Annotated in this window: 23 protein-coding genes; 5 read left to right on the top strand and 18 right to left on the bottom strand. The window is 55.2% G+C overall.

Annotated elements, in window-relative coordinates; translation table 11 throughout:
• Window positions 1–99: 99 nt before the first annotated feature.
• The 12 genes from ybgE to sdhC all read right to left on the bottom strand — a co-directional run bounded on the left by ybgE (window position 100) and on the right by sdhC (window position 13,756).
• A complete protein-coding gene (gene ybgE / locus AAIE02_RS02165; RefSeq protein WP_008456154.1) occupies window positions 100–393 on the bottom strand; it encodes a cyd operon protein YbgE in 294 nt (97 codons plus the stop codon).
• Window positions 393–506 carry a cytochrome bd-I oxidase subunit CydX gene (gene cydX / locus AAIE02_RS02160; protein ID WP_008456153.1) on the bottom strand — a complete coding sequence of 38 codons (114 nt, stop codon included), beginning with the start codon at window positions 504–506 and terminating at the stop codon, window positions 393–395. Before cydX ends, ybgE begins: the two co-directional genes overlap by 1 nt.
• Before the next feature lie 13 nt (window positions 507–519).
• Window positions 520–1,659 (bottom strand): cytochrome d ubiquinol oxidase subunit II, encoded by a 1,140-nt coding sequence (cydB, locus tag AAIE02_RS02155; protein WP_008456151.1) that lies wholly within the window; start codon window positions 1,657–1,659, stop codon window positions 520–522.
• A gap of 15 nt (window positions 1,660–1,674) precedes the next feature.
• On the bottom strand, window positions 1,675–3,243 hold the full coding sequence (gene cydA, locus AAIE02_RS02150; RefSeq protein ID WP_039291231.1) for a cytochrome ubiquinol oxidase subunit I: 1,569 nt from the start codon (window positions 3,241–3,243) through the stop codon (window positions 1,675–1,677).
• An 820-nt stretch (window positions 3,244–4,063) separates the two neighbouring features.
• The gene (gene sucD, locus AAIE02_RS02145; protein ID WP_008456147.1) at window positions 4,064–4,936 is read right to left on the bottom strand and encodes a succinate--CoA ligase subunit alpha; all 873 of its coding nucleotides are present in this window, start codon (window positions 4,934–4,936) and stop codon (window positions 4,064–4,066) included.
• The gene (gene sucC, locus AAIE02_RS02140; protein ID WP_008456146.1) at window positions 4,936–6,102 is read right to left on the bottom strand and encodes an ADP-forming succinate--CoA ligase subunit beta; all 1,167 of its coding nucleotides are present in this window, start codon (window positions 6,100–6,102) and stop codon (window positions 4,936–4,938) included. Before sucC ends, sucD begins: the two co-directional genes overlap by 1 nt.
• Window positions 6,103–6,200: 98 nt before the next feature.
• Entirely contained in the window at window positions 6,201–7,427 is a 1,227-nt protein-coding gene (odhB, locus tag AAIE02_RS02135) for a 2-oxoglutarate dehydrogenase complex dihydrolipoyllysine-residue succinyltransferase (RefSeq protein WP_008456145.1), read from the bottom strand.
• A 15-nt stretch (window positions 7,428–7,442) separates the two neighbouring features.
• Window positions 7,443–10,250: a 2-oxoglutarate dehydrogenase E1 component gene (sucA, locus tag AAIE02_RS02130; RefSeq protein ID WP_166875785.1), complete on the bottom strand. Its 2,808-nt coding sequence runs from the start codon at window positions 10,248–10,250 to the stop codon at window positions 7,443–7,445.
• A gap of 262 nt (window positions 10,251–10,512) precedes the next feature.
• On the bottom strand, window positions 10,513–11,229 hold the full coding sequence (sdhB, locus tag AAIE02_RS02125; protein ID WP_085541216.1) for a succinate dehydrogenase iron-sulfur subunit SdhB: 717 nt from the start codon (window positions 11,227–11,229) through the stop codon (window positions 10,513–10,515).
• Between the two features lie 15 nt (window positions 11,230–11,244).
• Window positions 11,245–13,011, bottom strand: a complete 1,767-nt coding sequence (sdhA, locus tag AAIE02_RS02120; RefSeq protein WP_008456142.1) for a succinate dehydrogenase flavoprotein subunit — start codon at window positions 13,009–13,011, stop codon at window positions 11,245–11,247.
• Window positions 13,011–13,358: a succinate dehydrogenase membrane anchor subunit gene (sdhD, locus tag AAIE02_RS02115; RefSeq protein WP_008456141.1), complete on the bottom strand. Its 348-nt coding sequence runs from the start codon at window positions 13,356–13,358 to the stop codon at window positions 13,011–13,013. Before sdhD ends, sdhA begins: the two co-directional genes overlap by 1 nt.
• Entirely contained in the window at window positions 13,352–13,756 is a 405-nt protein-coding gene (gene sdhC / locus AAIE02_RS02110) for a succinate dehydrogenase cytochrome b556 subunit (RefSeq protein ID WP_034808195.1), read from the bottom strand. The genes sdhD and sdhC overlap by 7 nt, the downstream gene beginning before the upstream one ends.
• Before the next feature lie 645 nt (window positions 13,757–14,401).
• On the opposite strand from sdhC, the gene AAIE02_RS02105 reads away from it, so the two are divergent.
• A complete protein-coding gene (locus tag AAIE02_RS02105; protein WP_008456139.1) occupies window positions 14,402–15,688 on the top strand; it encodes a citrate synthase in 1,287 nt (428 codons plus the stop codon).
• A 46-nt stretch (window positions 15,689–15,734) separates the two neighbouring features.
• Here the strand turns inward: AAIE02_RS02105 and nei are convergent, their stop codons facing one another.
• From nei to AAIE02_RS02075, 6 genes are all read right to left on the bottom strand, one after another.
• A complete protein-coding gene (gene nei, locus AAIE02_RS02100; RefSeq protein WP_166994561.1) occupies window positions 15,735–16,526 on the bottom strand; it encodes an endonuclease VIII in 792 nt (263 codons plus the stop codon).
• A gap of 18 nt (window positions 16,527–16,544) precedes the next feature.
• Complete coding sequence (pxpC, locus tag AAIE02_RS02095) at window positions 16,545–17,477, bottom strand: 5-oxoprolinase subunit PxpC (RefSeq protein ID WP_336818607.1); 933 nt, start codon at window positions 17,475–17,477, stop codon at window positions 16,545–16,547.
• Window positions 17,471–18,127 carry a 5-oxoprolinase subunit PxpB gene (gene pxpB, locus AAIE02_RS02090; protein WP_498531893.1) on the bottom strand — a complete coding sequence of 219 codons (657 nt, stop codon included), beginning with the start codon at window positions 18,125–18,127 and terminating at the stop codon, window positions 17,471–17,473. Before pxpB ends, pxpC begins: the two co-directional genes overlap by 7 nt.
• Window positions 18,128–18,140: 13 nt before the next feature.
• Window positions 18,141–18,884, bottom strand: coding sequence for a type 2 GTP cyclohydrolase I (locus tag AAIE02_RS02085; RefSeq protein WP_498532644.1), 744 nt, complete (start codon window positions 18,882–18,884; stop codon window positions 18,141–18,143).
• A 15-nt stretch (window positions 18,885–18,899) separates the two neighbouring features.
• The gene (gene phrB / locus AAIE02_RS02080) at window positions 18,900–20,309 is read right to left on the bottom strand and encodes a deoxyribodipyrimidine photo-lyase (RefSeq protein WP_166994555.1); all 1,410 of its coding nucleotides are present in this window, start codon (window positions 20,307–20,309) and stop codon (window positions 18,900–18,902) included.
• Between the two features lie 207 nt (window positions 20,310–20,516).
• On the bottom strand, window positions 20,517–20,723 hold the full coding sequence (locus AAIE02_RS02075; RefSeq protein WP_498531892.1) for a YbfA family protein: 207 nt from the start codon (window positions 20,721–20,723) through the stop codon (window positions 20,517–20,519).
• Between the two features lie 313 nt (window positions 20,724–21,036).
• Here AAIE02_RS02075 and kdpF point away from each other — a divergent pair, with 313 nt between their 5' ends.
• Genes kdpF through kdpC form a run of 4 tightly spaced genes read left to right on the top strand, consistent with a single transcriptional unit; the run spans window position 21,037 to window position 25,461 of the window.
• Window positions 21,037–21,126, top strand: coding sequence for a K(+)-transporting ATPase subunit F (gene kdpF / locus AAIE02_RS02070; protein WP_008456132.1), 90 nt, complete (start codon window positions 21,037–21,039; stop codon window positions 21,124–21,126).
• Window positions 21,126–22,811 carry a potassium-transporting ATPase subunit KdpA gene (gene kdpA, locus AAIE02_RS02065; protein ID WP_498531891.1) on the top strand — a complete coding sequence of 562 codons (1,686 nt, stop codon included), beginning with the start codon at window positions 21,126–21,128 and terminating at the stop codon, window positions 22,809–22,811. Before kdpF ends, kdpA begins: the two co-directional genes overlap by 1 nt.
• Before the next feature lie 13 nt (window positions 22,812–22,824).
• Window positions 22,825–24,873 (top strand): potassium-transporting ATPase subunit KdpB, encoded by a 2,049-nt coding sequence (gene kdpB / locus AAIE02_RS02060; RefSeq protein ID WP_498531890.1) that lies wholly within the window; start codon window positions 22,825–22,827, stop codon window positions 24,871–24,873.
• A 12-nt stretch (window positions 24,874–24,885) separates the two neighbouring features.
• On the top strand, window positions 24,886–25,461 hold the full coding sequence (gene kdpC / locus AAIE02_RS02055; RefSeq protein WP_166994551.1) for a potassium-transporting ATPase subunit KdpC: 576 nt from the start codon (window positions 24,886–24,888) through the stop codon (window positions 25,459–25,461).
• Window positions 25,462–25,464: the final 3 nt, after the last annotated feature.

The following is a 25,464-nucleotide window of genomic DNA, read 5'->3' as shown; positions in this document are numbered from 1 at the left end:
TGAGGGTTTGGAATGGATTGTTTTAAACGTTAAGTAAATTTTTATGGGCTTGTTAAAGCCCATAATTTCTGCTTCAGGCGGGGGAATGTACGCAGACATTCAGAAGAAGAAAAACAGCAGGCCAGCGATGAGCACTAAATCGGCAACCAGCGGGCAGAAAATGCCCTGCCAGAGCACTTTGGTTGGGCGGAAACCCACGCCGTGAATGATCCCAGCACAAACGCCCCACATCAGCAGGAAGCCATGCCAAATCTCCAGCTCACTCGTTTTGGCGGCAAAACGAGACGGGTCCCAAAAAATACACCCAGCCAGCACCAGCGCCATCACTAAGGAAAGAGCCCGCAAGGGGCTCTTGTCCATTACCGCGTACAGTTTCGCGATAACGTATTCCATCAGTGCTCTTCTTTTCCGGCTTTGCTCGCCTCAACGTGCTCGAGAGCCAGCGCGGTAATAATCCCGAATGCACACGCCAGAAGCGTGCCCAGAATCCATGCAAAGTACCACATAATCAGCTCCTTATTAGTACAGAGAGGTGGAGTTGCTTTCGATGTGCTCTTTCGTGATACGACCGAACATTTTCCAGTAACACCAGGTGGTGTAGAGAAGAATGATTGGCACGAACACGATGGCAACATAGGTCATCACATTCAGCGTCAGCTGGCTGGATGTCGCATCCCACATGGTCAGGCTAGCGTTCATCATGGTGCTGGAAGGCATCACGAACGGGAACATCGCGATACCGGCCGTCAGGATCACACAGGCCAACGTCAGCGAAGAGAAGATAAACGCCAGAGCGCCTTTCTCCAGACGAGACATGAGGATGGTCAGCAGCGGCAGCACAACACCCAGAGCAGGAATCAACCACAGCGCTGGCGTATTGTTGAAGTTCACCAGCCAGGCACCCGCCTGACGCGCGACTTCTTTGGTCAGCGGGTTAGATGCAGCATGATGATCCAGAGCAGAAGTCACCACATAGCCATCAATGCCGTAGATCACCCAGACACCGGCCAGCGCGAAGCAAACCATCATCACCAGCGCAGCAATCTGAGCCGCCGCTTTAGCACGCAGATGTAACTCACCTACGGTACGCATCTGCAGATAGGTTGCGCCCTGGGCCACGATCATCGACACGCTAACAACGCCTGCCAACAGGCCAAACGGATTTAGCAGTTGGAAGAAGTTACCGGTGTAGTAAAGGCGCAGGTAGTCATCAACGTGGAACGGAACGCCCTGCAGCAGGTTGCCGAAAGCGACACCTATCACCAGAGGTGGTACGAAGCTACCAATGAAAATGCCCCAGTCCCACATGTTGCGCCAGCGGGTATCTTCGATCTTCGAGCGGTAGTCGAACCCTACCGGACGGAAGAACAAAGAAGCCAGCACCAGAATCATCGCGACATAGAAGCCGGAGAAGGCAGCGGCATAAACCATTGGCCAGGCAGCAAACAGAGCCCCGCCCGCGGTGATCAGCCAAACCTGGTTCCCGTCCCAGTGCGGCGCGATGGAGTTAACCATGATGCGGCGTTCAACGTCAGTACGGCCAATCACGCGCGACAGCATGCCCACGCCCATATCGAAGCCGTCGGTGACGGCAAAGCCAATCAGCAGAACGCCGACCAGCAGCCACCAGATAAAACGCAATACTTCATAATCGATCATTTGACGACTCCTGTCTTAGCGTGCCGGCTGAGAAGCCACGTTGGACTGCTCAAAGTGATAGCGCCCTGTTTTCAGACTGCTCGGCCCAAGGCGAGCAAATTTGAACATCAGGAACAGTTCCGCCACCATAAACAGCGTGTAAAGGCCGCAAATCAGTATCATGGAGAACAGCAGGTCGCCCACGCTCAATGACGAGTTTGCCACTGCCGTCGGCAGAACCTCACCCACCGCCCAAGGCTGACGCCCGTATTCCGCGACAAACCAGCCGGATTCGATAGCGATCCAAGGCAGTGGAATACCGTACAGCGCGGCACGCAGCAGCCATTTTTTCGAACCAATGGCGTTACGGGTCACGGTCCAGAAGGACACAGCAATAATGAACAGCATCAGGAAGCCACAGGCCACCATAATACGGAACGCGAAGTACAGCGGTGCTACGCGAGGAATAGAGTCTTTGGTTGCTTTCTGAATCTGCTCTTCGGTCGCGTCAGTGACGTTTTCCGTGTAGCGCTTCAGCAACAGACCATAGCCCAGGTCTTTTTTCACGTGGTTGAAGCTATCACGCACGCTTTGATCGGTTGAACCACTGCGCAGTTGCTCCAGCAGACTGTAAGCCTTCATCCCGTTACGGATACGCTCTTCGTGCTGCACCATCAGCTCTTTCAGGCCCGTGACCGGCTTATCTACCGAGCGGGTAGCGATGATGCCCAGCGCGTAAGGAATTTGAATGGCGAAGCGGTTTTCTTGTTTATCCTGGTCAGGAATACCAAACAGGGTAAACGCCGCCGGCGCTGGCTGAGTTTCCCATTCGGCTTCAATCGCGGCCAGTTTGGTTTTCTGCACGTCACCCATTTCGTAGCCAGACTCATCGCCCAGTACGATAACGGAGAGAATAGCGGCCATACCGAAGCTCGCGGCAATCGCGAAGGAACGCTTCGCAAAAGCGACGTCGCGGCCTTTCAGCAGGTAGTAGGAGCTGATACCGAGCACGAACATCGCGCCACAAACATAGCCGGACGCTACGGTGTGTACGAATTTAACCTGCGCAACCGGGTTCAGGACCAGCTCGGCAAAGCTGACCATTTCCATACGCATGGTTTCGAAGTTGAAATCGGAAGCGATAGGGTTTTGCATCCAGCCGTTAGCGACCAGAATCCACAGCGCGGAGAGGTTGGAGCCCAATGCCACCAGCCAGGTGACGGCCATATGTTGAACTTTGCCGAGGCGATCCCAGCCAAAGAAGAACAGACCAACAAAGGTAGATTCGAGGAAGAATGCCATCAGGCCTTCGATCGCCAGCGGCGCACCGAAGATATCCCCTACATAGTGAGAATAGTAAGACCAGTTAGTCCCGAACTGGAACTCCATGGTCAAACCGGTTGCCACCCCCAGCGCAAAGTTGATTGCAAACAACTTGCCCCAGAATTTGGTCATATCTTTATAAATCTGCTTACCTGACAGCACATAGACCGTTTCCATGATGGCCAGCAAGAACGCCATACCTAGCGTCAGCGGCACAAACAGGAAGTGGTACATCGCGGTCAAGGCAAACTGTAAGCGCGACAGTTCGACAATATCAAACATCTTGACTCCTTGCTCTTCGCATGAAGACTTCGACTGTGGTTCACCGGGAGGTTCACCACAAGCATGCCCTAATACAAATACATTCGCTTCCAGTCCCCTTTTTCTCGCCCACTTTATTCAAATGTGAAATCAAAAGGTGAAAGGTTACAAACACGTTAATTAAATCAAAAATAACCCGTAATTATATTACCCTGCAATTCCCTTACAATAAACAGGTCTTTGCTTAATGTTTTTTACGTTTTACGACGGCGATCAATTTATAGCTAAAACACCGTTATTCGGCCAGTTTGATCTGCAGCAATTTTGCCCCTTTATACCCCGCAACGCCAGCTTTAAACATTGATCCAAAACAATTTACATTGGCAATGTTAATTATTTTTCAATAGAGAATTAATCGTGAATTTGTTGTTAATGATATGTTCCAACGCTTCGTTTGAGGTTAATTTCATGACGCTTATTCTCAACATAAAGCCGATATTTAAAGCTGAAGATTAAATTTCTCCCATGCACGCCAGGTCATCTTTACACTATTTATCGGGCATCTTTTTCCGTAGTTTTGGCTCCCTCCTTTTAATATTCACAAATAATTCACTTTTGATATAAACTAAATTAACAAATCATTATTTTTTATAAGGTTACATCAAGAAAATATTGCAGAGAGAAATTATTCAGGAAAAGAATAAGTGCGTGGGCATGCGCGATACAACGTAAGACGAGGCAGGGTTATCAAAGCCGAAACATAAAAAAAGGCCACCCAGGGTGGCCAACCATGTCGAACACTTATTATTACTGTTTCCCCCGCTTGCGCGGGGGCATCTGCTTACTGCGGCAGAATAGCTTTCAGCGCATCGCCAATGTCGGCGAGGCTGCGAACGGTTTTCACGCCAGCGGCTTCCAGAGCAGCGAATTTCTCATCCGCCGTCCCTTTCCCGCCCGCGATGATGGCGCCCGCGTGGCCCATACGCTTGCCTTTTGGCGCGGTAACGCCGGCAATGTAGCCCACAACAGGTTTGGTCACGTGCTCTTTGATATAGGCCGCAGCTTCTTCTTCTGCGCTCCCGCCGATTTCACCGATCATCACAATGGCCTCGGTTTTCGGGTCTGCCTGGAACATCTTCAGGATATCAATGAAGTTGGAGCCAGGAATCGGGTCACCGCCGATACCAACGCAGGTTGACTGGCCGAGGCCGATGTCAGTTGTCTGCTTAACGGCTTCATAGGTCAGCGTCCCGGAACGGGAAACGATGCCTACTTTGCCCGGCAGGTGAATGTGGCCCGGCATGATGCCGATTTTGCATTCGCCTGGGGTGATAACGCCCGGGCAGTTTGGCCCGATCATGCGCACGCCAGCTTCATCCAGCGCCACTTTCACGGTCAGCATATCCAGCGTAGGGATACCTTCAGTGATGGTGATAATCAGCTTAATGCCCGCATCAATCGCTTCCAGGATAGAGTCTTTGCAGAACGGGGCTGGAACGTAGATAACGGAAGCAGTCGCGCCGGTAGCTTCAACGGCTTCACGCACGGTATTGAATACCGGCAGACCCAGATGTTCAGTACCGCCTTTGCCTGGCGTCACGCCGCCAACCATTTGCGTACCGTAGGCAATCGCCTGTTCGGAGTGGAAAGTCCCCTGGCTGCCGGTAAAGCCCTGGCAAATTACCTTGGTGTTTTTATCGATCAAAATGGACATTATTTCCCCTCCACGGCAGCAACAACCTGCTGTGCTGCGTCCGTCAGACTTTTCGCTGCAATGATGTTCAGGCCGCTATCTGCCAGTTTTTTCGCGCCCAGTTCGGCGTTGTTACCTTCCAGACGCACCACCACCGGCACGTTAACGCCCACTTCAGCTACCGCACCAATGATGCCGTCGGCAATCAGGTCGCAACGGACAATACCGCCGAAGATGTTCACCAGAACGGCTTTGACTTTGTCGTCGGACAGGATGATTTTGAACGCTTCGGTAACGCGCTCTTTGGTCGCACCGCCGCCCACGTCGAGGAAGTTAGCCGGCTCGCCGCCGTGCAGCTTAACAATGTCCATGGTGCCCATTGCCAGGCCCGCACCGTTAACCATACAGCCGATGTTGCCGTCCAGCGCCACGTAGTTCAGTTCCCACTGTGCAGCCTGAGCTTCACGCGGGTCTTCCTGAGACTGGTCGCGCATTTCACGCAGATCCGGCTGGCGGAAAAGCGCGTTACCGTCAGCGCCCAGTTTGCCGTCGAGGCAGATCAGGTCGCCCTGCTTAGTGATCACCAGCGGGTTGATTTCGATCAGCGCCAGGTCGCGCTCGAGGAAGATAGTCGCCAGCCCCATAAAGATCTTGGTGAACTGCTGAACCTGTTTACCTTCCAGACCCAGTTTGAACGCCAGCTCACGTCCCTGGTAAGGCATTGGTCCCGCCAGCGGATCCAGCGCAACTTTGTGGATCAGGTGCGGCGTTTCTTCCGCTACTTTTTCGATTTCCACGCCGCCTTCGGTGGAGGCCATGAAGACCACGCGGCGAGAGCTACGGTCAACTACCGCGCCCAGATACAGCTCTTTGTCGATGTCGGTTGCAGCTTCAACCAGAATCTGGTGTACAGGCTGGCCAGTAGCGTCCGTTTGGTAAGTCACCAGACGTTTGCCCAGCCAGTGCTCGGCAAAAGCACGAATGTCTTCTTTGCTGTTAACCACTTTCACACCGCCCGCTTTACCGCGGCCACCGGCATGAACCTGACATTTCACCACCCAAGGACCCGCGCCAATTTTAGAGGCGGCTTCTTCCGCTTCACGCGGTGTGGTGCAGGCGTAACCGACGGGTGCCGGCAAACCATACCGAGCAAACAACTGTTTCGCCTGATATTCGTGTAAGTTCATGAGTTCTATCCATCCAGATAAAGAGCATTAATGCTCGGGGTAAGGTTAGATTTGGTTGTAGGGGCGGGTGTCATAGCACCCGCCAGAGTCTTGTTCGACTACACGTCCAGCAGCAGACGAGTTGGATCTTCCAGCAGCTCTTTAATGGCTACCAGATAACCCACGGACTCGCGGCCATCGATCAGACGGTGATCGTAAGAGAGCGCCAGGTACATCATCGGCAGGATCTCAACTTTACCGTCCACCGCCATTGGGCGGTCTTTGATGGCGTGCATACCCAGGATCGCACTCTGCGGTGGGTTGATGATTGGCGTAGACATCAGGGAGCCGAAGACGCCACCGTTGGTGATGGTGAAGTTACCGCCGGTCAGCTCTTCCACGGTCAGTTTGCCGTCACGGCCTTTCACCGCCAGCTCTTTGATGCGTTTTTCGATGTCGGCCATGCCCAGGGTATCAACGTCTTTCAGCACTGGGGTCACCAGGCCACGCGGGGTAGAAACCGCGATGCTGACATCGAAGTAGTTGTGGTAAACCACGTCTTCGCCGTCGATGGAAGCATTCACTTCCGGATAGCGTTTCAGCGCTTCAACAACCGCTTTAATGTAGAAGGACATGAAGCCCAGACGCACGCCGTGGCGTTTTTCAAACGCTTCACCGTACTGCTTACGCAGTTCCATGATTGGCTTCATGTTCACTTCGTTGAACGTAGTGAGCATGGCGGTAGAGTTTTTCGCTTCCAGCAGACGTTCGGCCACGCGCTTGCGCAGACGGGTCATCGGCACGCGTTTTTCGCTGCGGCCAGCCAGTGGCGCAACCGGCGCCTGAGTGGCTTCGGCAGCTTTCGCCTGCGCAGGTTGTTTCGCTTTCGCTTCGCTCAGGTGTTTTTCAACATCTTCACGAGTGAGACGGCCACCTACGCCGCTGCCTTTAATAGCGCTGGCGTCGAGGTCGTTCTCTGCGATCAGGCGGCGGATAGCCGGGCTGAGGGCATCATTGCTCTGCTCTTCCAGAGAAGCCTGCTGACGCTGAGCCGGAGTAGACTCTTTGCTGTCAGCTTTTGCGGAGGTTTCTTTCCCGCCGCTGTTGCCTTCACGCAGACGGCCCAGAATCTGACGAGAGGTCACGGTCGTGCCTTCGTCTTCCAGTACCGCATCCAGAACGCCGTCCGCAGACGCGGGGACTTCCAGTACCACTTTGTCAGTTTCGATTTCAACCAGTACTTCGTCACGTTTGACGCTGTCGCCCGGTTTTTTATGCCAGGTTGCCACTGTCGCGTCGGCTACGGACTCAGGCAGGTCAGGAACTAGAATATCTACGCTACTCATTATTTATCCTTTAATTTATTCGACGTTCAGCGCGTCATTAACCAGATCTTGCTGTTGCTTCTGGTGAACGGACATATACCCTACCGCCGGAGAGGCGGAGGCCGGGCGACCTGCATAACGCAGAGCGGACCCAAACGGAATCACTTCGCGGAAGTGGTGCTGGCTGCAGTACCAGGCGCCCTGGTTCAGCGGCTCTTCCTGGCACCAGACGAAGTCGTGTACGTGTGCGAACGGCTTCAGCGCTTCCTGTACCGCCTGGTGCGGGAACGGATAGAGCTGCTCAATACGCACAATCGCCACATCCTTCTGCTCATTCTTACGGCGCTGCTCAAGCAGGTCGTAGTACACCTTACCGGAACACAGAACAACGCGCTTCACGCCTTTCGGATCCAGTTCGTCAATCTCACCAATTGCCGGCTGGAACGTGCCGTTGGCCAGTTCGTCGAGGCTGGATACCGCCAGCGGATGGCGCAGCAGAGATTTCGGCGACATGACGACCAGTGGACGGCGCATCCCGCGCAGCGCCTGACGACGCAGCATGTGATAAACCTGAGCCGGAGTCGACGGCACGCAAACCTGCATGTTCTGCTCGGCGCACAGCTGGAGGTAACGCTCCAGACGCGCGGAGGAGTGCTCTGGGCCCTGGCCTTCATAGCCGTGTGGCAGCAGCATGACCAGGCCACACATACGGCCCCATTTCTGCTCGCCGGAGCTGATGAACTGGTCAATCACAACCTGTGCCCCGTTGGCGAAGTCGCCGAACTGCGCTTCCCAAATGGTCAGGGTGCGAGGTTCTGCCGTGGCATAGCCGTACTCAAAGGCCAGAACCGCTTCTTCAGATAACACGGAATCCCAGACTTTGAAGATGCCCTGGCTGTTGTGGACGTGCGCCAGCGGCGTATAGGTAGAGCCGTTGGTTTGGTTGTGGATCACGGCGTGGCGGTGGAAGAAGGTCCCACGGCCAGCATCTTCACCGGACAGACGAACGGACACGCCTTCATCTACCAGCGTTGCATAAGCCAGGTTTTCCGCTGCACCCCAGTCGAACAGTTTGTTGCCGTTCGCCATGTCCTGACGGTCGCTGTAGATTTTCGCCACGCGGGACTGCATTTCTACGGCTTCCGGCACGGTGCTGATGCGCTTAGCCAGTTCCTGAACGCGCTTCATCTCAACCTTGTTCGGGTAGCTTTCGTCCCACTCGTGGTTGAGGTACGGCGACCAGGTAAAGGAGTGCATGTTCATCGGACGCCACTCTTGCACGACACATTCGCCGGCATCCAGCGCATCGCGGTACAGATTCACCATTTCGGTGGCATCTTCCAGCGTGGCCAGTTTGTCCTGCTCCAGCTTGTCAGCATAGATCTTACGCGGGGTCGGATGTTTTTTGATTTTCTGGTACATCACCGGCTGCGTTGCGCTTGGCTCGTCAGCTTCGTTATGGCCGTGGCGACGGTAGCAAACCAGGTCGATAAACACATCACGCTTGAAGGTATTACGGAAGTCCAGCGCCAGACGGGTAACGAAAGCTACGGCTTCCGGGTCATCCGCATTAACGTGGAAAATCGGCGCCATGACCATCTTACCGATGTCGGTACAGTATGGCGTGGAGCGCGCATCCAGCGGGTTAGAGGTGGTGAAACCAATCTGGTTGTTGATCACGATACGCACGGTACCGCCCACTTCGTAACCACGCGCTTTGGACATGTTCAGGGTTTCCTGAACCACGCCCTGCCCGGCTACCGCGGCATCACCATGAATGGTGATCGGCAGTACCTGGTTGCTGCCTGGCTTATCCAGACGATCCAGACGCGCACGCACGGAACCGATAACCACCGGGCTAACGATTTCCAGGTGAGACGGGTTAAACGCCAGCGCCAGGTGAACCAGGCCGCCTTCGGTTTCAACATCGGAAGAGAAGCCCATGTGGTACTTCACGTCGCCGGTGCCGAGATGTTCTTTATGTTTGCCCGCAAATTCGTCAAACAGATCCTGCGGTTTTTTACCCAGCACGTTGATCAGCACGTTAAGACGACCGCGGTGCGCCATACCCAGCACCACTTCGCGCGTGCCGCTCTTACCGGCGTGGCGAATCATCTCTTTGAGCATCGGTACCAGCGCGTCGCCGCCTTCCAGCGAGAAGCGTTTCGCCCCAGGGAATTTAGCCCCCAGGTAGCGCTCCAGCCCTTCCGCCGCAGTCAGCTCGCTCAGGAAACGTTTTTTCTCTTCCTGAGTAAAGCTTGAACGCCCGGCTACCGATTCGATGCGCTGCTGGATCCAGCGTTTTTCTTCGGTATTGGTGATGTGCATGTATTCCGCACCGATCGACCCACCGTAGGTTTGCTTCAGCGCAGCGATCAGGTCGGCAAGCTTCATGGTCTCTTTGCCGATGGCAAACGAACCCACATTGAAACTCTGCTGCAAATCTTCTTCGGTCAGGTTATGGAACGCCGGATCCAGATCGGCAACCGTTTCCTGCTGCCAAAGCCCGAGCGGATCGAGATTAGCAGCCTGATGGCCGCGGAAACGCCAGGCGTTGATCAGCTGCAACACTTTTACCTGTTTGGCATCGGTGTCAGGATCGGTAACTGCGGTGGAGTAACGTGAGGCATCCTTCGCCAGACGACGGAAATAATCACGCGTTTTTGAATGGAATTGATCCGGTCTGGCTCCGGTGCCAGGTAACTGCTGGAACATCGTGCGCCAGTGCGCATCAACAGAGTCAGGATCGGTTAAGAAGTCTTCATAGAGCTGCTCTATGTAGGACTGGTTTGCGCCCGCCAGCCAGGAAGAGTCCAGCCAGGGCTTCATCGCGCCGTTCTGCATCGTGATCCCTTAAGCATTTTATGCTTATTTCGCCGTGGATAACTATAACGCACACCGTAGGGTATACAGGTATACGTTCCAGGGTTCACTTTCTTCGAGCCTGTTGCCGTGGAGGGCGGCCCGCGAAGGAACCTTTAGAAACTGTCTTAAGGGTTTCCCCTCACCCCTTCCCCTTATATAGAGAGGGAAGATCGTCGGCAGTTTTTAAAGATTTCCTGCAATTTGCACCCTCTCCCCTGCAAGGAGAGGGTACTTTTCTGACTTAAGCGCTTTTTTGCAACAGCATCGACTTAATATGGCCGATAGCTTTCGTCGGGTTCAGCCCCTTAGGGCAAACGCTGACGCAGTTCATAATGCTGTGGCAGCGGAATACGCTGAAAGCATCGCTCAGGCCGTCCAGACGCGCGTCCGTTTCGGTGTCGCGGCTGTCGATCAGGAAGCGATACGCAGCCAGCAAACCGGCCGGGCCGATAAACTTGTCCGGGTTCCACCAGAACGACGGACAAGAAGTCGAGCAGCAAGCGCAAAGAATGCACTCGTACAGACCATCCAGCTTTTCACGCTGTTCAGGCGACTGCAAATGCTCACGAGCGGGTGGATTTTGCCCATTATTCAACAAGTAAGGCTTAATCTTCTCATATTGAGCATAGAATTGCCCCATGTCTACCACCAGATCGCGGATCACCGGCAGGCCAGGCAGAGGACGGATGACTATCTTCTGCTTACCGTTGCCGAGCGCCGAGATTGGCGTGATACAGGCCAGCCCGTTTTTGCCGTTCATGTTCAGGCCGTCGGAGCCACAAACGCCTTCACGGCAAGAGCGACGGAATGACAGACTAGGATCTTTTTCTTTCAGCTGCATTAAAGCGTCAAGCAGCATCATGTCGCGACCCTCTTCCGCTTCCAGGGTGTAATCCTGCATGCGCGGAGCGTCGTCTACATCCGGGTTATAACGATAAACTGAGAATTCGAGTTTCATTGTCCTGTCTCCGCATTAATAAGTACGAATCTTCGGCGGGAACGCCGGACGCAGTTTCGGTTCCATGTTAACGCTACGACGCGTCATGGATTCCGTCTCTGGCAGATACAGGGAATGGCACAGCCAGTTTTCGTCATCACGCTCCGGGAAGTCGAAGCGGCTATGCGCGCCACGGCTCTCGGTACGGAAGTTTGCCGACACCGCCGTGGCGTAAGCGGTTTCCATCAGGTTATCCAGCTCCAGGCACTCAACGCGCTGGGTGTTGAACTCGCTGGAAGTGTCGTCCAGACGGGCATTTTTCAGGCGCTCGCGGATTGCTTTCAGCTGCTCAAGCCCTTTGGCCATCGCGTCACCTTCGCGGAATACCGAGAAGTTGTGCTGCATACATTCCTGCAGCGCTTTGCGGATTTCCACCGGATCTTCACCGTTACGGTTGCCATTCCAGCGGTTAAGGCGCTCAAGGGAGGCGTCGATTTCAGCGTCGGTTGCGTCAAGCAGATCGCCCTGCTCGGCAATGGATTCCTGCAGGTGCAGGCCAACAGCACGCCCGAACACCACCAGGTCAAGCAGGGAGTTGCCGCCCAGACGGTTCGCACCGTGTACGGAAACACAGGCAATTTCGCCCACGGCGAACAAACCAGGGATAACCACATCTTCGCCCTGCTCGTTCACGGTCAGCGCCTGGCCGGTCACTTTGGTTGGAATACCGCCCATCATATAGTGGCAGGTTGGGATAACCGGGATCGGCTCTTTCACCGGATCGACGTGGGCGAAGGTACGGGACAGTTCCAGAATGCCCGGCAGGCGGGATTCCAGCACTTCTTTACCCAGGTGGTCGAGTTTCAGTTTGGCGTGTGGCCCCCACGGACCATCACAGCCGCGGCCTTCACGGATTTCGATCATGATGGAGCGCGCCACCACGTCACGACCTGCCAGGTCTTTCGCGTTCGGGGCATAACGCTCCATGAAGCGTTCGCCGTGTTTATTCAGCAGGTAACCGCCTTCACCACGGCAGCCTTCTGTGACCAGAACCCCTGCCCCGGCAATGCCGGTTGGGTGGAACTGCCACATTTCCATATCCTGCACCGGCACGCCAGCGCGGATAGCCATACCAACGCCGTCACCGGTATTGATGTGGGCGTTGGTGGTGGATTGATAAATACGGCCTGCGCCGCCGGTTGCCAGCACGGTTGCGCGGGCTTTGAAGTAAACGACTTCACCGGTTTCGATGCACAGTGCGGTACAGCCAACCACTGCGCCATCGGCGTTTTTCACCAGATCCAGCGCATACCACTCGGAGAAGATGGTGGTGTGGTTTTTCAGGTTCTGCTGATACAGCGTGTGCAGTAAAGCGTGGCCGGTACGGTCAGCCGCTGCCGCAGTACGCGCCGCCTGCTCGCCGCCGAAGTCTTTCGACTGGCCGCCGAACGGACGTTGATAAATGGTGCCGTTTTCCAGACGGGAGAAAGGCAGGCCCATGTGGTCCAGTTCCAGAATCGCTTCCGGGCCGGTTTTACACATATATTCGATGGCGTCCTGGTCACCGATATAATCGGAACCTTTTACCGTGTCATACATGTGCCATTCCCAGTTATCTTCATGGGTATTACCCAGCGCCACGGTGATACCACCCTGCGCAGATACGGTATGGGAACGAGTTGGGAACACTTTAGAAAGCAGCGCACAGGTTTGGCCGCTCTGGGAAATCTGTAGCGCCGCGCGCATACCTGCGCCGCCGGCACCAATCACTACAGCATCAAATTCTCTGACTGGCAGTTTCATTACACACCCCACACCACAACGAATCCATAAATGACGTAAACCAACAGCGCGACAACAATCAGCAGCTGTAAAGGAAGGCGAATCGCCAGTGGTTTAACGTAGTCGGTCAACACCTGCCACATGCCAATCCAGGCATGGATCAAAATAGAGAACAGTGCCAGCAGGGTGAAAACTTTGGTGAAGGCAGAGGCAAAGAAGCCGTGCCAGACGTCGTAGGTCAGCTCGCCGGTGACAGCGAAGAAGCCAATCATGTAGATGATGTACAGGGTGAGTACGATGGCGGTAGCGCGAACCAGCACATAATCGTGCACGCCATTGCGACCCAATGCGGAGGCATTGCTTACCATACGAGGACTCCTGCAAGAATTGAAAGCACGACAGTAATAACAAAGGCGATATGTGCGGATCGTTTGCCCGCTACAAAGGTCTCTTCCAGATAGCCAAAGTCCATCAGCAGATGGCGAATACCCACCACCACGTGATAGGCCAGAGCCGTCAGAATGCCCCACATTATAAATTTAACGATAAAGCTGCTCATCACGGCGGACGCGGTCAGAAAACCTTCCGGGGAGGAGAGTGACAGTCCCAGCAACCAAAGCAGAATGCCGACCGCCACAAATGTGATCACGCCGGAAACGCGGTGGAGGATGGAAGCGATTGCAGTGACGGGGAACCGGATCGTTTTCAGATCCAGATTGACAGGTCGTTGTTTTTTCACGTTTCTTATCATGAATAGCGCCCACATGCTCTTCTTATTGTTTCCTTCCTCCGGATCTGCATTCGGGGTCAGACAGCGCTAACTTTCTATAACTGTGCGTCATGCAAAAAACAGCTACATCCAGAGGCCAGGGATCTGGCTACAACGCTGGGTGGCTCCCGGTAGCAGGGTGTTCCGGAGACCTGGCGGCAGTATAGGCTCTTCACAAAATCATTACAATTAACCCACATAATGTTTGAAGGGTTTTGCTCGGAACAGTGAGCAGGATCACGATAACAACATTATTTTAAATTTTAATCATCTGATTTGACAAAAGTTAAACATTCTTGTTACAAACAGGGCCAGAAAAGCCGTATAATTCGTAAAAGTTATAGGGTCAGCCTTTCACCTGAGTAATAGTTATGTAACAGTGGATGGGTATTGACCCGAGAGATCAGGACAGTTATTAGTGATATACAGGTTTGAATGATACTGATTGCTAAGACGCTGATTTGCTGTAGTTTCGCCCCCAAAGCGAGTGTTACCTGCAAGCGCCCATCGCTCTGTACCCTGGTTGTACTCCTCTAAACAGAGCCGCGAGCCAATTAAAAAACTGGTAACCAACCATTGTGGGTTCGAATGCAAATCGGACGCCCGGCAGTCTTATGAAATAAGGCGCTAAGGAGACCGTAAATGGCTGATACTAAAGCAAACCTCACCCTTAATGGTGACGATGCTCTCGAACTTGATGTGCTAAAGGGCACGCTAGGTCAGGATGTAATTGATATCCGTAGTCTTGGTTCTAAAGGTGTATTTACTTTTGACCCAGGTTTCACCTCTACCGCATCCTGCGAATCCAAAATCACTTATATCGACGGTGACGAAGGCATTCTGTTGCACCGCGGTTTCCCGATTGACCAACTGGCCACCGAATCCAGCTACCTGGAAGTGTGCTACATCCTGCTGAACGGCGAAAAACCGACGCAGGAGCAGTTCGACGAATTCAAAACTACCGTTACCCGCCACACCATGATTCACGAGCAGATCACCCGTCTGTTCCACGGCTTCCGTCGCGACTCACATCCGATGGCCGTGCTGTGCGGCGTAACCGGCGCGCTGGCGGCCTTCTACCACGACTCCCTTGACGTGAATAACCCACGTCACCGTGAAATCGCGGCGTTCCGTCTGCTCTCCAAAATGCCAACCGTAGCGGCAATGTGTTACAAGTATTCGATTGGCCAGCCGTTTGTTTACCCACGCAACGACCTCTCCTACTCGGCTAACTTCCTGAACATGATGTTCTCCACGCCGTGCGAAGAGTACAAAGTTAACCCAATTCTGGAGCGAGCAATGGATCGTATTCTGATCCTGCACGCTGACCACGAGCAGAACGCATCGACGTCAACCGTACGTACCGCAGGTTCTTCCGGCGCTAACCCATTTGCGTGTATCGCGGCGGGGATCGCTTCCCTGTGGGGACCGGCTCACGGCGGCGCGAACGAAGCTGCGCTGAAGATGCTGGAAGAAATCAGCACCGTGGAGCACATTCCAGAATTTATCCGTCGTGCCAAAGACAAGAACGACTCGTTCCGCCTGATGGGCTTCGGCCACCGCGTGTACAAAAACTACGACCCGCGCGCCACCGTGATGCGTGAAACCTGTCACGAAGTGCTGAAAGAGCTGAACCTGAAGGATAACAACCTGCTGGAAGTGGCGATGGAGCTGGAACACATCGCGCTGAACGACCCGTACTTCATCGAGAAGAAACTCTACCCGAACGTAGACTTCTACTCCGGCATCATCCTGAAGGCGATGGGCATTCCTTCATCCATGTTTACCGTTATCTTCGCGATGGCGCGTACCGTGGGCTGGATTGCACACTGGAACGAAATGCACGACGACGGCATTAAAATTGCCCGTCCACGTCAGCTGTACACCGGCTACGACAAACGTGATTTCAAATCCGATCTCAAAAAGTAACATTTCTTACTTGATGAGTAAAAACGCGCCCTGTGGCGCGTTTTTTTTATTTCTGGCAGCGAGGGCACCAGTAAAACGGTCTTGAAGAGAGGTTGGTTCTTTCAATAATCCCTCCACATCGTTCGCACGGTTCACCCGCCCGGTGAAACACCCTAAAGCTGAAAACAGCCCCGTGATGTTTGTTCTCATCTCCCTGGCCTCGCGTCTGATAAGAAAGCCGTGGAATCGCCAGCAAAGCAGTCGCTAACCGCTCAATCTGCTCTTCGCTTAAATCCTCCGCGCGGTGCTGCGGCGCAAGTTCCGCTTCCCAAAGGATTTCCACTCGCAGGTAATTCCCCAAGCCGGCAAGAAAAGCCTGGTCGAGCAGTAACCCGCTGAACTGCCGGCGGCGAAACTTTGGCGACAGCAAACGTGCTTTGACCAGATCCACCGTCAGCGTTTCATCCAGCACATCCGGCCCCACGCGCTGCAAGAAAGGCTGTTGTTCAAGCTGCCCCTGATCGAGGATTTCGATGTCCGAGGCGCTGTAAAGAAGAATGGCTTTTTCAGCCGTTTGCAGCCTGACACGCAGCACACGGTTCGTTTCTGCTACTTTACCTACGTCAGTCACTCGCCATACGCCGTAAAGCTGATTATGACTGTACAAGGTTAAGCCGTTGGAAAAATGCGTCAGCATTGCTTTTCCCCGGGTTTCGATACGATCGATGGTTTTCCCCACCAGCATCGCTTCAAACGGCTTAAGCTCTTCAAAAGCAAACCAGGCTTCGGTTAACGGCTCCCCGCCCACGGCGGCTTCCAGCTTGTCCGCCGCGCGGCGAATCTCCGGTCCTTCCGGCATACTAAACTCCCTGAAACGTTATGCTTCCTGTGCCAGTTGCCAGGCAATCTGCTCGAGATAAATAGCCTGTTCGCGGCGCGCTTTGAGCGCCTCCGCCAGCGTACACGGCACAAAATGAATGGGTTCCCCCAGCCTGACCTGAGCCAGATGATAAAGATCGGCCTCAATCACGCAGGCAATGCGAGGATAGCCCCCGGTTGTCTGGGCATCGTTCATTAACACAATCGGCTGGCCGTTATGCGGTACCTGAATCACGCCCGGCAGCAGGCCATGAGACAGCATTTCTCGCTGGGTCGTCCGCTCCAGCTCTGGCCCCTGAAGCCTGTAGCCCATCCGGTTACTCTGCGGGCTAATTTGCCAGGCCAATCGCCAGAAACTCTCCTGAGATGCCTGGCTGAATTCCTGATACTCCGGCCCGGTCACGGCGCGAATGCGATTTCCCCAAAGCAGTTGTTTTACACCGCGGGGATGCTGAAATTTACGTTGAGGTTTACGCAAAGCTAAACGGTCACCATCCCGCAGCAAACGGCCATGATGACCGCCGATCCCGGCTTTAAGATCGGTGCTGTAAGACCCCATCACTTCCGGCACATCCAGGCCACCGTCGACGGCAAGGTAGCTGCGCATACCGTGCGTAGGTTTTTTCAGCGTCAGCCTTTGGCCTTTTTTGACAGGCAGTCGCCAGCCCGTCCACACGGCGTTGCCATCCAGCTCCGCATGGCAGCCCGCCCCGGTAAGCGCAAACCAGCCGCTACGCCCGAATTCAATCACGCACTGTCCAAGGGTGATTTCCAGCGCGGGGGCATCTGGCGCATTCCCAACCAGTAAATTGGCGACGGAGATGGCGGGGGTATCGAGCGCGCCGCAGCGGCTCACGCCCAAATGACGCTGCCCTTCCCGGCCCGTATCCTGCACGCTGGTTTGTATCCCGGCGCGAATAATATTCAGCATATGCCCCCCTGCTGCGGGACGAAACGCACGGTATCACCCGGCAACAATAAAGTGGGTGATGAGCCGTTGGGGTTAAACAAATCGAGTGAGGTGCGGCCGATGATTTGCCAGCCTCCCGGCGTCACCAGCGGATAAATGCCGGTTTGACTGCCACCAATGCCTACAGAGCCAGCGGCAACCTGCAGCCGGGGTTCTGCCCGGCGGGGCGTAGCGAGGACTTCAGGCAGTCCCCCCAGATAAGCAAAGCCCGGCTGGAAGCCAAGGAAGTAGACGATGTACTCCGCTCCAGAATGCAGGGCAACTACCTGTTCGGGCGTTAAGTTATTGTGGCGAGCCACGACATCAAGATCGGGCCCCACCTCGCCGCCGTATACGACCGGAATATCAATCTTACGAGGCGGAGGGATCACAGCCTCACTTTCTTCCCACCAGCGCTGGAGCCATTCAATGCCATCCAGCGCCAGCCGCGGAGGATCTTTCAGCACCACGGTGATGTTATTCATGCCCGGAATGGCCTCGCTCACCTCGTCAGAGGCATTCAGGCGCTGCAGCAGTCCCCAAATGCGCTGCTGGCTGGCAAGCCTGACAGGAGGATCCAGCTCCAGAACCACCGCTTTTTCACCCAATAAATAACAGCGAGCTCGTTGCACAGCTCCTCCGGTATCAGGCTGGATTAGGGATATCGATAAAGATAACGTCGAGATCGGTTTCGCTGTTTAGCCAGTCGCTAAGCGCCTGGATCCCACCCCGCTCGGTGGCATGGTGACCCGCGGCGTAGAAATGCAGCCCCTGTTCGCGGGCGGAATGAATCGTCTGCTCGGAAACTTCGCCGGTAATAAACGCATCCACACCAAAGCGCGCCGCGCTATCGATAAAGCCCTGCCCACCGCCCGTGCACCACGCCACGCGGCGGATCTGATCCGGGCCTGTGTCTCCACACCACAGCGGCGTGCGGCCTAAGCGCATTTCAATCCAGGAAGCCAGCTCTACGCCGGAAAGCGGCGTCGGGAACTCGCCCCACGGGACCAGCGGCTCAACTTCCCCTTTCGTTTCAATCCCCAGCAGCGCGCCAAGTTGGGCGTTATTCCCCAACTGCGGATGGGCATCAAGCGGCAAATGCCAGCCGTAAAGGTTGATGTCGTTCGCCAGCAGCGTTTTCAGGCGGTTGCGCTTCATGCCGCGGATCACCGGCGATTCATTTTTCCAGAAATAACCGTGGTGGACGATCACCGCATCGGCCTGCTGGCGCACAGCTTCGTCCAGCAGCGCCTGGCTGGCAGTAACCCCAGTGACAATCTTGCGTATCGCTTCCCGGCCTTCAACCTGCAGGCCATTCGGGGCGTAATCACTGATTGCCGCGCTGTTCAGCTTGTCATTAATCAGGCGTTCCAGTTCACTGTTTTTCATCATTATTCTCTTTGGTTATTTTCTTGCCGCTTCATAAGCCGCAAGCGTATTCAGTCGGGCCTGCCTATGGTCAACAATCGGGCGCGGGTAGTCCAGCGTTTGCTTTTGTTTATCAGCCCAGTCCCACGGCGAATGAATCTGTTTCCCTGGCACAGTTTTCAGTTCAGGTAGCCAGTGGCGAATAAAATCCCCTTCAGCATCAAAGCGTTCACCCTGAGTTGTCGGGTTAAAAATGCGAAAATAAGGCGCGGCGTCGGTGCCCGTAGAAGCCGCCCACTGCCAGCCGCCGTTGTTCGCCGCCAGATCTCCGTCAATCAGCTGTGACATAAAATAGCGCTCGCCCTGCCGCCAGTCGATCAGCAAATCCTTCACCAGAAAACTCGCCACGACCATGCGTAAACGGTTATGCATCCAGCCCGTTTGGTTCAGCTGCCGCATCGCCGCATCGACAATGGGGTAACCCGTTTTACCCTGCTGCCAGGCTTCAAGCCATGCATTATTTCCGCTCCAGCGAACTTTATCTGTCCAGGCAATAAACGGCTGGTGACGGCAAAGTTTTGGGTACGCAACCATCAGATGGCGGTAAAACTCGCGCCAGATGAGTTCGTTGAGCCAGGTAGCTCCGGCTTCGCCCTCCAGCGCTTTAGGGTGCTCTTTTAGCAGACGATGCAGGCACTGGCGCGGAGACAAAACGCCGGTGGCCAGATAAGGTGACAGCCGGCTGGTGCCTTCTATCGCCGGGAAATCACGTTGTTCCGGGTAGTCGGCAGCGGGCTGCAGGCAAAATTTACGCAGCATGCCAATGGCCTCCGGCTCACCCACCGGGAAGAGTTCGCGGTCAAACGCCTCACGGGGCATATCAAACGCAAAGCTTTCATTGAAGTCGCACTCTCCACGGGCTTTTGGCGCAGGCACGCATTCCGGCAGCCCTTCCTGCAAGCGCCGAATAAACGCCTTGCTGAACGGGGTAAAGACTTTGTACATCTCGTGGTTGCCGGTAGTGACGCTGCCCGGTGCAAGCAGCAGGCTGTCATCAAATCCCTGCACGGTAACGTCCACATCCAGAGCTTTTTCCAGCGCGGCGTCACGGGCACGCTCGTTAACTTCATACTGGTAGTTGTAAAAAAGCGCATCGACTTTTTGTTCAACGCAGAACGCTTTTATACACTCTATCGACGCGGCAAAATCCGCAGCCTGTTGGATATGAAGTTCAATCCCACGCCCGGCCAGGGCATGACCCAATGCCCGTAAATGCTCAAAGATAAATTCGGCCTGTTTGGGTGCCATGACGTGCTGCCGCCATTGTTCGGGCGTCACGACAAAAAATCCGATGACTTTTGCATCGGGATTACGGCAGGCGGCGTGTAAGGCGTAGTTATCGTGAATACGTAGATCGTTGCGGAACCAGACCAGATGGGTAGGCATAACTCTCCCTGGATTCATTACCTGACCGCCGCCATTGCGCGTTGGCGACGGTTCAATATTGGAAGTTATTCCGGACAGCAGAAGCATACCAATGCCAGACTAAGCGACATCGCTGGCTGCCCGCGTCTCAGTTGTTAATTCAGTGTAGCAAGACGCAGGCAACAAAAAAGCTACCCGGAGGTAGCTTTCGTCAAATCGATTCAGCTTTTAGTAATAATCGAAGGCGGCGGCTTCAGATTGCGCCATCCACACCGGCTTGTCGCTGGTTTTGGACCAGACGCGGTGCAGGTAGCTGTAAAAACGCGCGCGATCTTTCCAGAACAGCATTACAGGCAGCGCCAGCACACCGGCAGCGATTGCGAAAATGCGACGCAGGATGACCTGATGCGCAGGGTATTCTTTGTATAAAGACATAGGCTTCTCCTCATAATGTGTGACCGACACCGCATGTCGGAAAATCGAAACTTGTTATCTGGTCAAAATACTATCTCATTGTTTGAAAGTTTACTACTCCTCCGACCAGATAAATGCACTTTTTTGTGCGCTATTTATCTTTTCACCTGTAATTAAGTTACAAAATAGTTAAATAAATACTAACCATTAGTTAACTAATGGCTTTTGCCATTTTTATACTTTTTTTACACCCCGCCCCCGGACTTTTACGACATCTTTTCACCCGAAATCCTATTCTGCCGCGAAATGCTTAACGCACCGTTGGAGGTGGATTGTGAGTGCAGGCGTCATAACCGGCATCGTGCTGGTCTTCTTGCTGTTGGGTTACCTGGTTTATGCCCTGATTAAAGCGGAGGCGTTTTAATGGCTGCGTCCGGATTTTTACTGATCGCCAGCTTCCTGCTGGTGCTCTTTGCCCTTGCGAAACCGCTGGGCGCCGTGCTGGCACGACTGATCGACGGCGAACCGCTGCCGATCGTGGGCCGCATTGAGCCCATTTTGTGGTCCCTGATGGGCAGCAAAGGTGAAGAAATGGGCTGGAAACGCTATCTGATGGCGATTCTGGCATTTAACGTTTTTGGGCTGATCCTGCTGTTCGCGATGCTGCTGTTCCAGGACAGTTTGCCGCTTAACCCTCAGCATCTGCCGGGCCTCTCCTGGCATCTGGCGCTGAACACTGCCGTCAGTTTTGTCTCCAACACTAACTGGCAGTCTTACGGCGGCGAAACCACGCTGAGCTACTTCAGCCAGATGATGGGCCTGACGGTACAGAACTTCGTTTCTGCCGCCACCGGCATTGCCGTAGTGTTTGCGCTGATCCGTGGTTTCTCTCGCCATTCCACCAGCACGCTGGGCAACGCCTGGGTCGATTTAACCCGCGTTACGCTGTACATCCTGCTGCCAATCTCGCTGGTGATGGCGCTGTTCTTTATCAGCCAGGGTTCGCTGCAGAACTTCTCTGCTTACCAGCCTTACACCACCATTGAAGGCGTTCAGCACCTGCTGCCGATGGGGCCGGTGGCTTCTCAGGAAGCGATTAAAATGCTGGGAACCAACGGCGGGGGCTTCTTCAACGCTAACTCCTCTCACCCGTTTGAGAACCCTACGGCGCTGACCAACTTCGTGCAGATGGTTTCCATCTTCCTGATCCCGGCCGCGCTCTGCTTCGCCTTTGGTGAAGCCGTGGGTGACCGCCGTCAGGGCCGCGCGCTGCTTTGGGCGATGACCATTATCTTCGTGGTCTGCGTGGTGGTAGTGATGTGGGCCGAGCTGCAGGGCAACCCGCACTTTATCCAGTTGGGCGCCAACAGCAGCATCAACATGGAAGGCAAAGAGAGCCGCTTCGGCATTCTGAATAGCAGCCTGTTCGCGGTGATTACTACCGCCGCATCCTGCGGGGCGGTCAACGCCATGCATGACTCCTTTACGGCGCTGGGCGGCATGGTGCCAATGTGGCTGATGCAGATTGGTGAAGTGGTCTTCGGCGGCGTAGGCGCTGGCCTGTACGGCATGCTGCTGTTCGTCCTGCTGGCCGTGTTTATCGCCGGGCTGATGATTGGGCGTACCCCGGAATACCTGGGTAAGAAAATTGACGTGCCGGAAATGAAGATGACTTCGCTGGCCATTCTTATCACCCCTGCCCTGGTGCTGCTCGGCACCGCGCTGGCGATGATGACGGATGCAGGCCGCAGCGGCATGGCAAACCCAGGGATCCACGGCTTCAGCGAGGTGCTGTATGCGATTTCTTCCGCCGCAAACAATAACGGTAGCGCCTTCGCCGGCCTGAGCACCAACACGCCGTTCTGGAACGTTCTGCTGGCTGTATGCATGTGGTTTGGTCGCTTTGGGGTGATTATCCCGGTAATGGCTATTGCCGGTTCCCTGGCCGCGAAAAAATCCCAGGCCGTCAGCATCGGTACGCTGCCAACGCACGGCCCGCTGTTTATCGGTTTACTGATTGGGACAGTGCTGCTGGTTGGCGCCCTGACCTTTATCCCCGCCCTCGCTTTAGGCCCGGTTGCGGAACACCTTTCTCTGGTTAATTTCTAATTACGAGGCTTCCATGAGTCGCAAGCAACAGGCGCTGTTTGAACCTGGTCTGATCCGTCAGGCGCTAATTGATTCTTTTAAAAAGCTCGCCCCGCAGGTGCAGTGGCGCAACCCGGTGATGTTTATCGTCTGGGTGGGGAGCATCATCACTACCCTGCTCGGGATAGCGATGTTCACCGGCCTGCAGCAGGGGGATGCCCTCTTCACGCTCGCCATCAGCCTGTGGCTGTGGTTTACCGTGCTGTTCGCCAACTTTGCTGAAGCGCTGGCAGAAGGCCGCAGCAAGGCCCAGGCGAACAGCCTGAAAGGGGTGAAAAAAACCAGTTGGGCACGCAAACTGCGCAGCCCACAGCATGATGCGCAGGTGGACCACATTCCGGCGGCCGATCTGCGTAAAGGCGACGTCGTGCTGGTGGAAGCCGGGGACATCATCCCTTGCGATGGCGAAGTCCTTGAGGGCGGTGCATCGGTGGATGAAAGCGCCATCACTGGGGAATCCGCCCCGGTTATCCGTGAGTCCGGCGGCGACTTTGCCTCGGTGACCGGCGGGACGCGCATTCTGTCCGACTGGCTGGTCATCCAGTGCAGCGTTAACCCAGGGGAAACCTTCCTCGACCGCATGATTGCCATGGTAGAAAGCGCCCAGCGTCGTAAAACGCCGAACGAAATCGCCCTGACTATCCTGCTGGTAGCGCTGACAATCGTCCTGATGCTGGCGACCGCAACCCTGTGGCCGTTCTCTGCCTACGGCGGCCAGGCGGCTAGCGTAACCGTGCTGGTAGCCCTGCTGGTCTGCCTGATCCCAACCACCATCGGCGGCCTGCTTTCCGCCATCGGTGTGGCCGGGATGAGCCGCATGCTGGGTGCGAACGTGATCGCTACCAGCGGCCGGGCGGTAGAAGCTGCCGGGGATATCGACGTCCTGCTGCTGGATAAAACCGGCACCATCACGCTCGGTAACCGCCAGGCCTCCGCCTTCCTCCCTGCCCCTGGCGTGGATGAAAAAGAGCTGGCCGATGCCGCGCAGCTGGCCTCACTGGCGGATGAAACGCCAGAAGGCCGCAGTATCGTGGTGCTGGCAAAACAGCGCTTTAACCTGCGTGAACGCGACGTGCAGAACCTGCAGGCAACGTTTGTGCCGTTTACCGCGCAAACCCGTATGAGCGGCATCAATATTCAGGACCGCATGATCCGCAAAGGTTCTGTGGATGCCATCCGCCGCCACGTAGAAGTGAACAACGGCCACTTCCCGGCCCAGGTCGACACGCTGGTTGAAGGCGTGGCTCGCCAGGGCGGTACGCCGCTGGTGGTTGCCGAAGGCGCTAACGTGCTGGGCGTAATCGCGCTGAAAGACATAGTGAAAGGCGGCATTAAAGAGCGTTTCGCACAGCTGCGCCAGATGGGCATCAAAACGGTGATGATCACCGGGGATAACCGCCTGACCGCCGCGGCGATTGCCGCCGAAGCCGGGGTGGATGACTTCCTTTCTGAAGCCACACCGGAAGCCAAGCTGGCGCTGATTCGCCAGTATCAAGCCGAAGGACGTTTGGTGGCGATGACCGGCGACGGCACCAACGACGCCCCGGCCCTTGCGCAGGCAGACGTAGCGGTAGCCATGAACTCCGGGACTCAGGCAGCGAAGGAGGCCGGGAACATGGTTGACCTGGACTCTAACCCAACCAAGCTGATTGAAGTGGTCCACATCGGGAAGCAAATGCTGATGACTCGCGGGTCACTGACCACCTTCAGTATCGCTAACGACGTGGCGAAATACTTCGCCATTATCCCGGCGGCGTTTGCGGTGACTTACCCGCAGCTGAACGCGCTGAACGTGATGCACCTGCACTCCCCTGCTTCGGCCATCTTGAGCGCGGTGATCTTCAATGCGCTGATCATCATCTGCCTCATTCCGCTGGCGCTAAAAGGCATTAGCTACAAGCCGCTGAGCGCGGCCGCGATGCTGCGCCGCAACCTGTGGATCTATGGCCTGGGCGGTATCGTCGTGCCGTTTATTGGTATCAAAGTGATTGACGTGATCCTGACCGTACTCGGTCTGGTCTAAGAGGAAAAGAACATGGCTACGTTACGCCCCGCTTTATTACTGCTGATTATCCTGACGCTGATTACCGGAGGGGTTTATCCTCTCCTCGCCACGCTGCTGGGGCAATGGTGGTTCCCGGCTCAGGCCAACGGCTCGTTAATCGTTGAAGACGGCAAGGTTCGCGGTTCAGAACTGATTGGTCAGGACTTCACTAACGCAAAATATTTCCAGGGCCGCCCCTCTGCCACCTCGGATAGCCCCTATAATCCAATGGCATCCGGCGGCAGCAACCTTGCGGCCAGCAACCCGGAGCTGGACAAAGAGGTTAAGGCTCGCGTTAGTGCGCTGCGTGCGGCTAACCCGGAGGCTAATCCAGCGGTACCCGTTGACTTAGTCACCACCTCCGCCAGCGGCCTGGACGGGCAGCTTTCTCCTGAAGCGACCGCGTGGCAAATCCCACGGGTAGCGAAAGCCAGAAATCTGCCGGTGGAGCAAATCGCTCGCCTGGTGGCGGAGAACACCACCACGCCGCTGGTGAATTTTATCGGCATGCCGGTAGTGAATATCGTTAAGCTGAACCTGGCGCTGGACCATCTCCAGGCGAAGTAAAAA

The organism is Cedecea sp. Ae19-4, assembly GCF_059801165.1.
The sequence above is the reverse complement of the archived record's forward strand: the minus strand, read 5'-3'. Positions and strand labels throughout refer to the sequence as shown.

Bases quoted from the DNA above. Each gene is read 5' to 3' on its own strand.
- AAIE02_RS02075 (WP_498531892.1), bottom strand. From the start codon at position 20,723: ATGTCTTTATACAAAGAATACCCTGCGCATCAGGTCATCCTGCGTCGC.
- sucD (WP_008456147.1), bottom strand. From the start codon at position 4,936: ATGTCCATTTTGATCGATAAAAACACCAAGGTAATTTGCCAGGGCTTT.
- kdpC (WP_166994551.1), top strand. From the start codon at position 24,886: ATGGCTACGTTACGCCCCGCTTTATTACTGCTGATTATCCTGACGCTG.
- ybgE (WP_008456154.1), bottom strand. From the start codon at position 393: ATGGAATACGTTATCGCGAAACTGTACGCGGTAATGGACAAGAGCCCC.
- sucA (WP_166875785.1), bottom strand. From the start codon at position 10,250: ATGCAGAACGGCGCGATGAAGCCCTGGCTGGACTCTTCCTGGCTGGCG.
- kdpB (WP_498531890.1), top strand. From the start codon at position 22,825: ATGAGTCGCAAGCAACAGGCGCTGTTTGAACCTGGTCTGATCCGTCAG.
- AAIE02_RS02105 (WP_008456139.1), top strand. From the start codon at position 14,402: ATGGCTGATACTAAAGCAAACCTCACCCTTAATGGTGACGATGCTCTC.
- phrB (WP_166994555.1), bottom strand. From the start codon at position 20,309: ATGCCTACCCATCTGGTCTGGTTCCGCAACGATCTACGTATTCACGAT.
- sdhC (WP_034808195.1), bottom strand. From the start codon at position 13,756: ATGTGGGCGCTATTCATGATAAGAAACGTGAAAAAACAACGACCTGTC.
- nei (WP_166994561.1), bottom strand. From the start codon at position 16,526: ATGCCGGAAGGACCGGAGATTCGCCGCGCGGCGGACAAGCTGGAAGCC.
- cydX (WP_008456153.1), bottom strand. From the start codon at position 506: ATGTGGTACTTTGCATGGATTCTGGGCACGCTTCTGGCGTGTGCATTC.
- cydA (WP_039291231.1), bottom strand. From the start codon at position 3,243: ATGTTTGATATTGTCGAACTGTCGCGCTTACAGTTTGCCTTGACCGCG.
- sucC (WP_008456146.1), bottom strand. From the start codon at position 6,102: ATGAACTTACACGAATATCAGGCGAAACAGTTGTTTGCTCGGTATGGT.
- sdhD (WP_008456141.1), bottom strand. From the start codon at position 13,358: ATGGTAAGCAATGCCTCCGCATTGGGTCGCAATGGCGTGCACGATTAT.
- kdpA (WP_498531891.1), top strand. From the start codon at position 21,126: ATGGCTGCGTCCGGATTTTTACTGATCGCCAGCTTCCTGCTGGTGCTC.
- AAIE02_RS02085 (WP_498532644.1), bottom strand. From the start codon at position 18,884: ATGAAAAACAGTGAACTGGAACGCCTGATTAATGACAAGCTGAACAGC.
- sdhB (WP_085541216.1), bottom strand. From the start codon at position 11,229: ATGAAACTCGAATTCTCAGTTTATCGTTATAACCCGGATGTAGACGAC.
- pxpC (WP_336818607.1), bottom strand. From the start codon at position 17,477: ATGCTGAATATTATTCGCGCCGGGATACAAACCAGCGTGCAGGATACG.
- cydB (WP_008456151.1), bottom strand. From the start codon at position 1,659: ATGATCGATTATGAAGTATTGCGTTTTATCTGGTGGCTGCTGGTCGGC.
- sdhA (WP_008456142.1), bottom strand. From the start codon at position 13,011: ATGAAACTGCCAGTCAGAGAATTTGATGCTGTAGTGATTGGTGCCGGC.
- odhB (WP_008456145.1), bottom strand. From the start codon at position 7,427: ATGAGTAGCGTAGATATTCTAGTTCCTGACCTGCCTGAGTCCGTAGCC.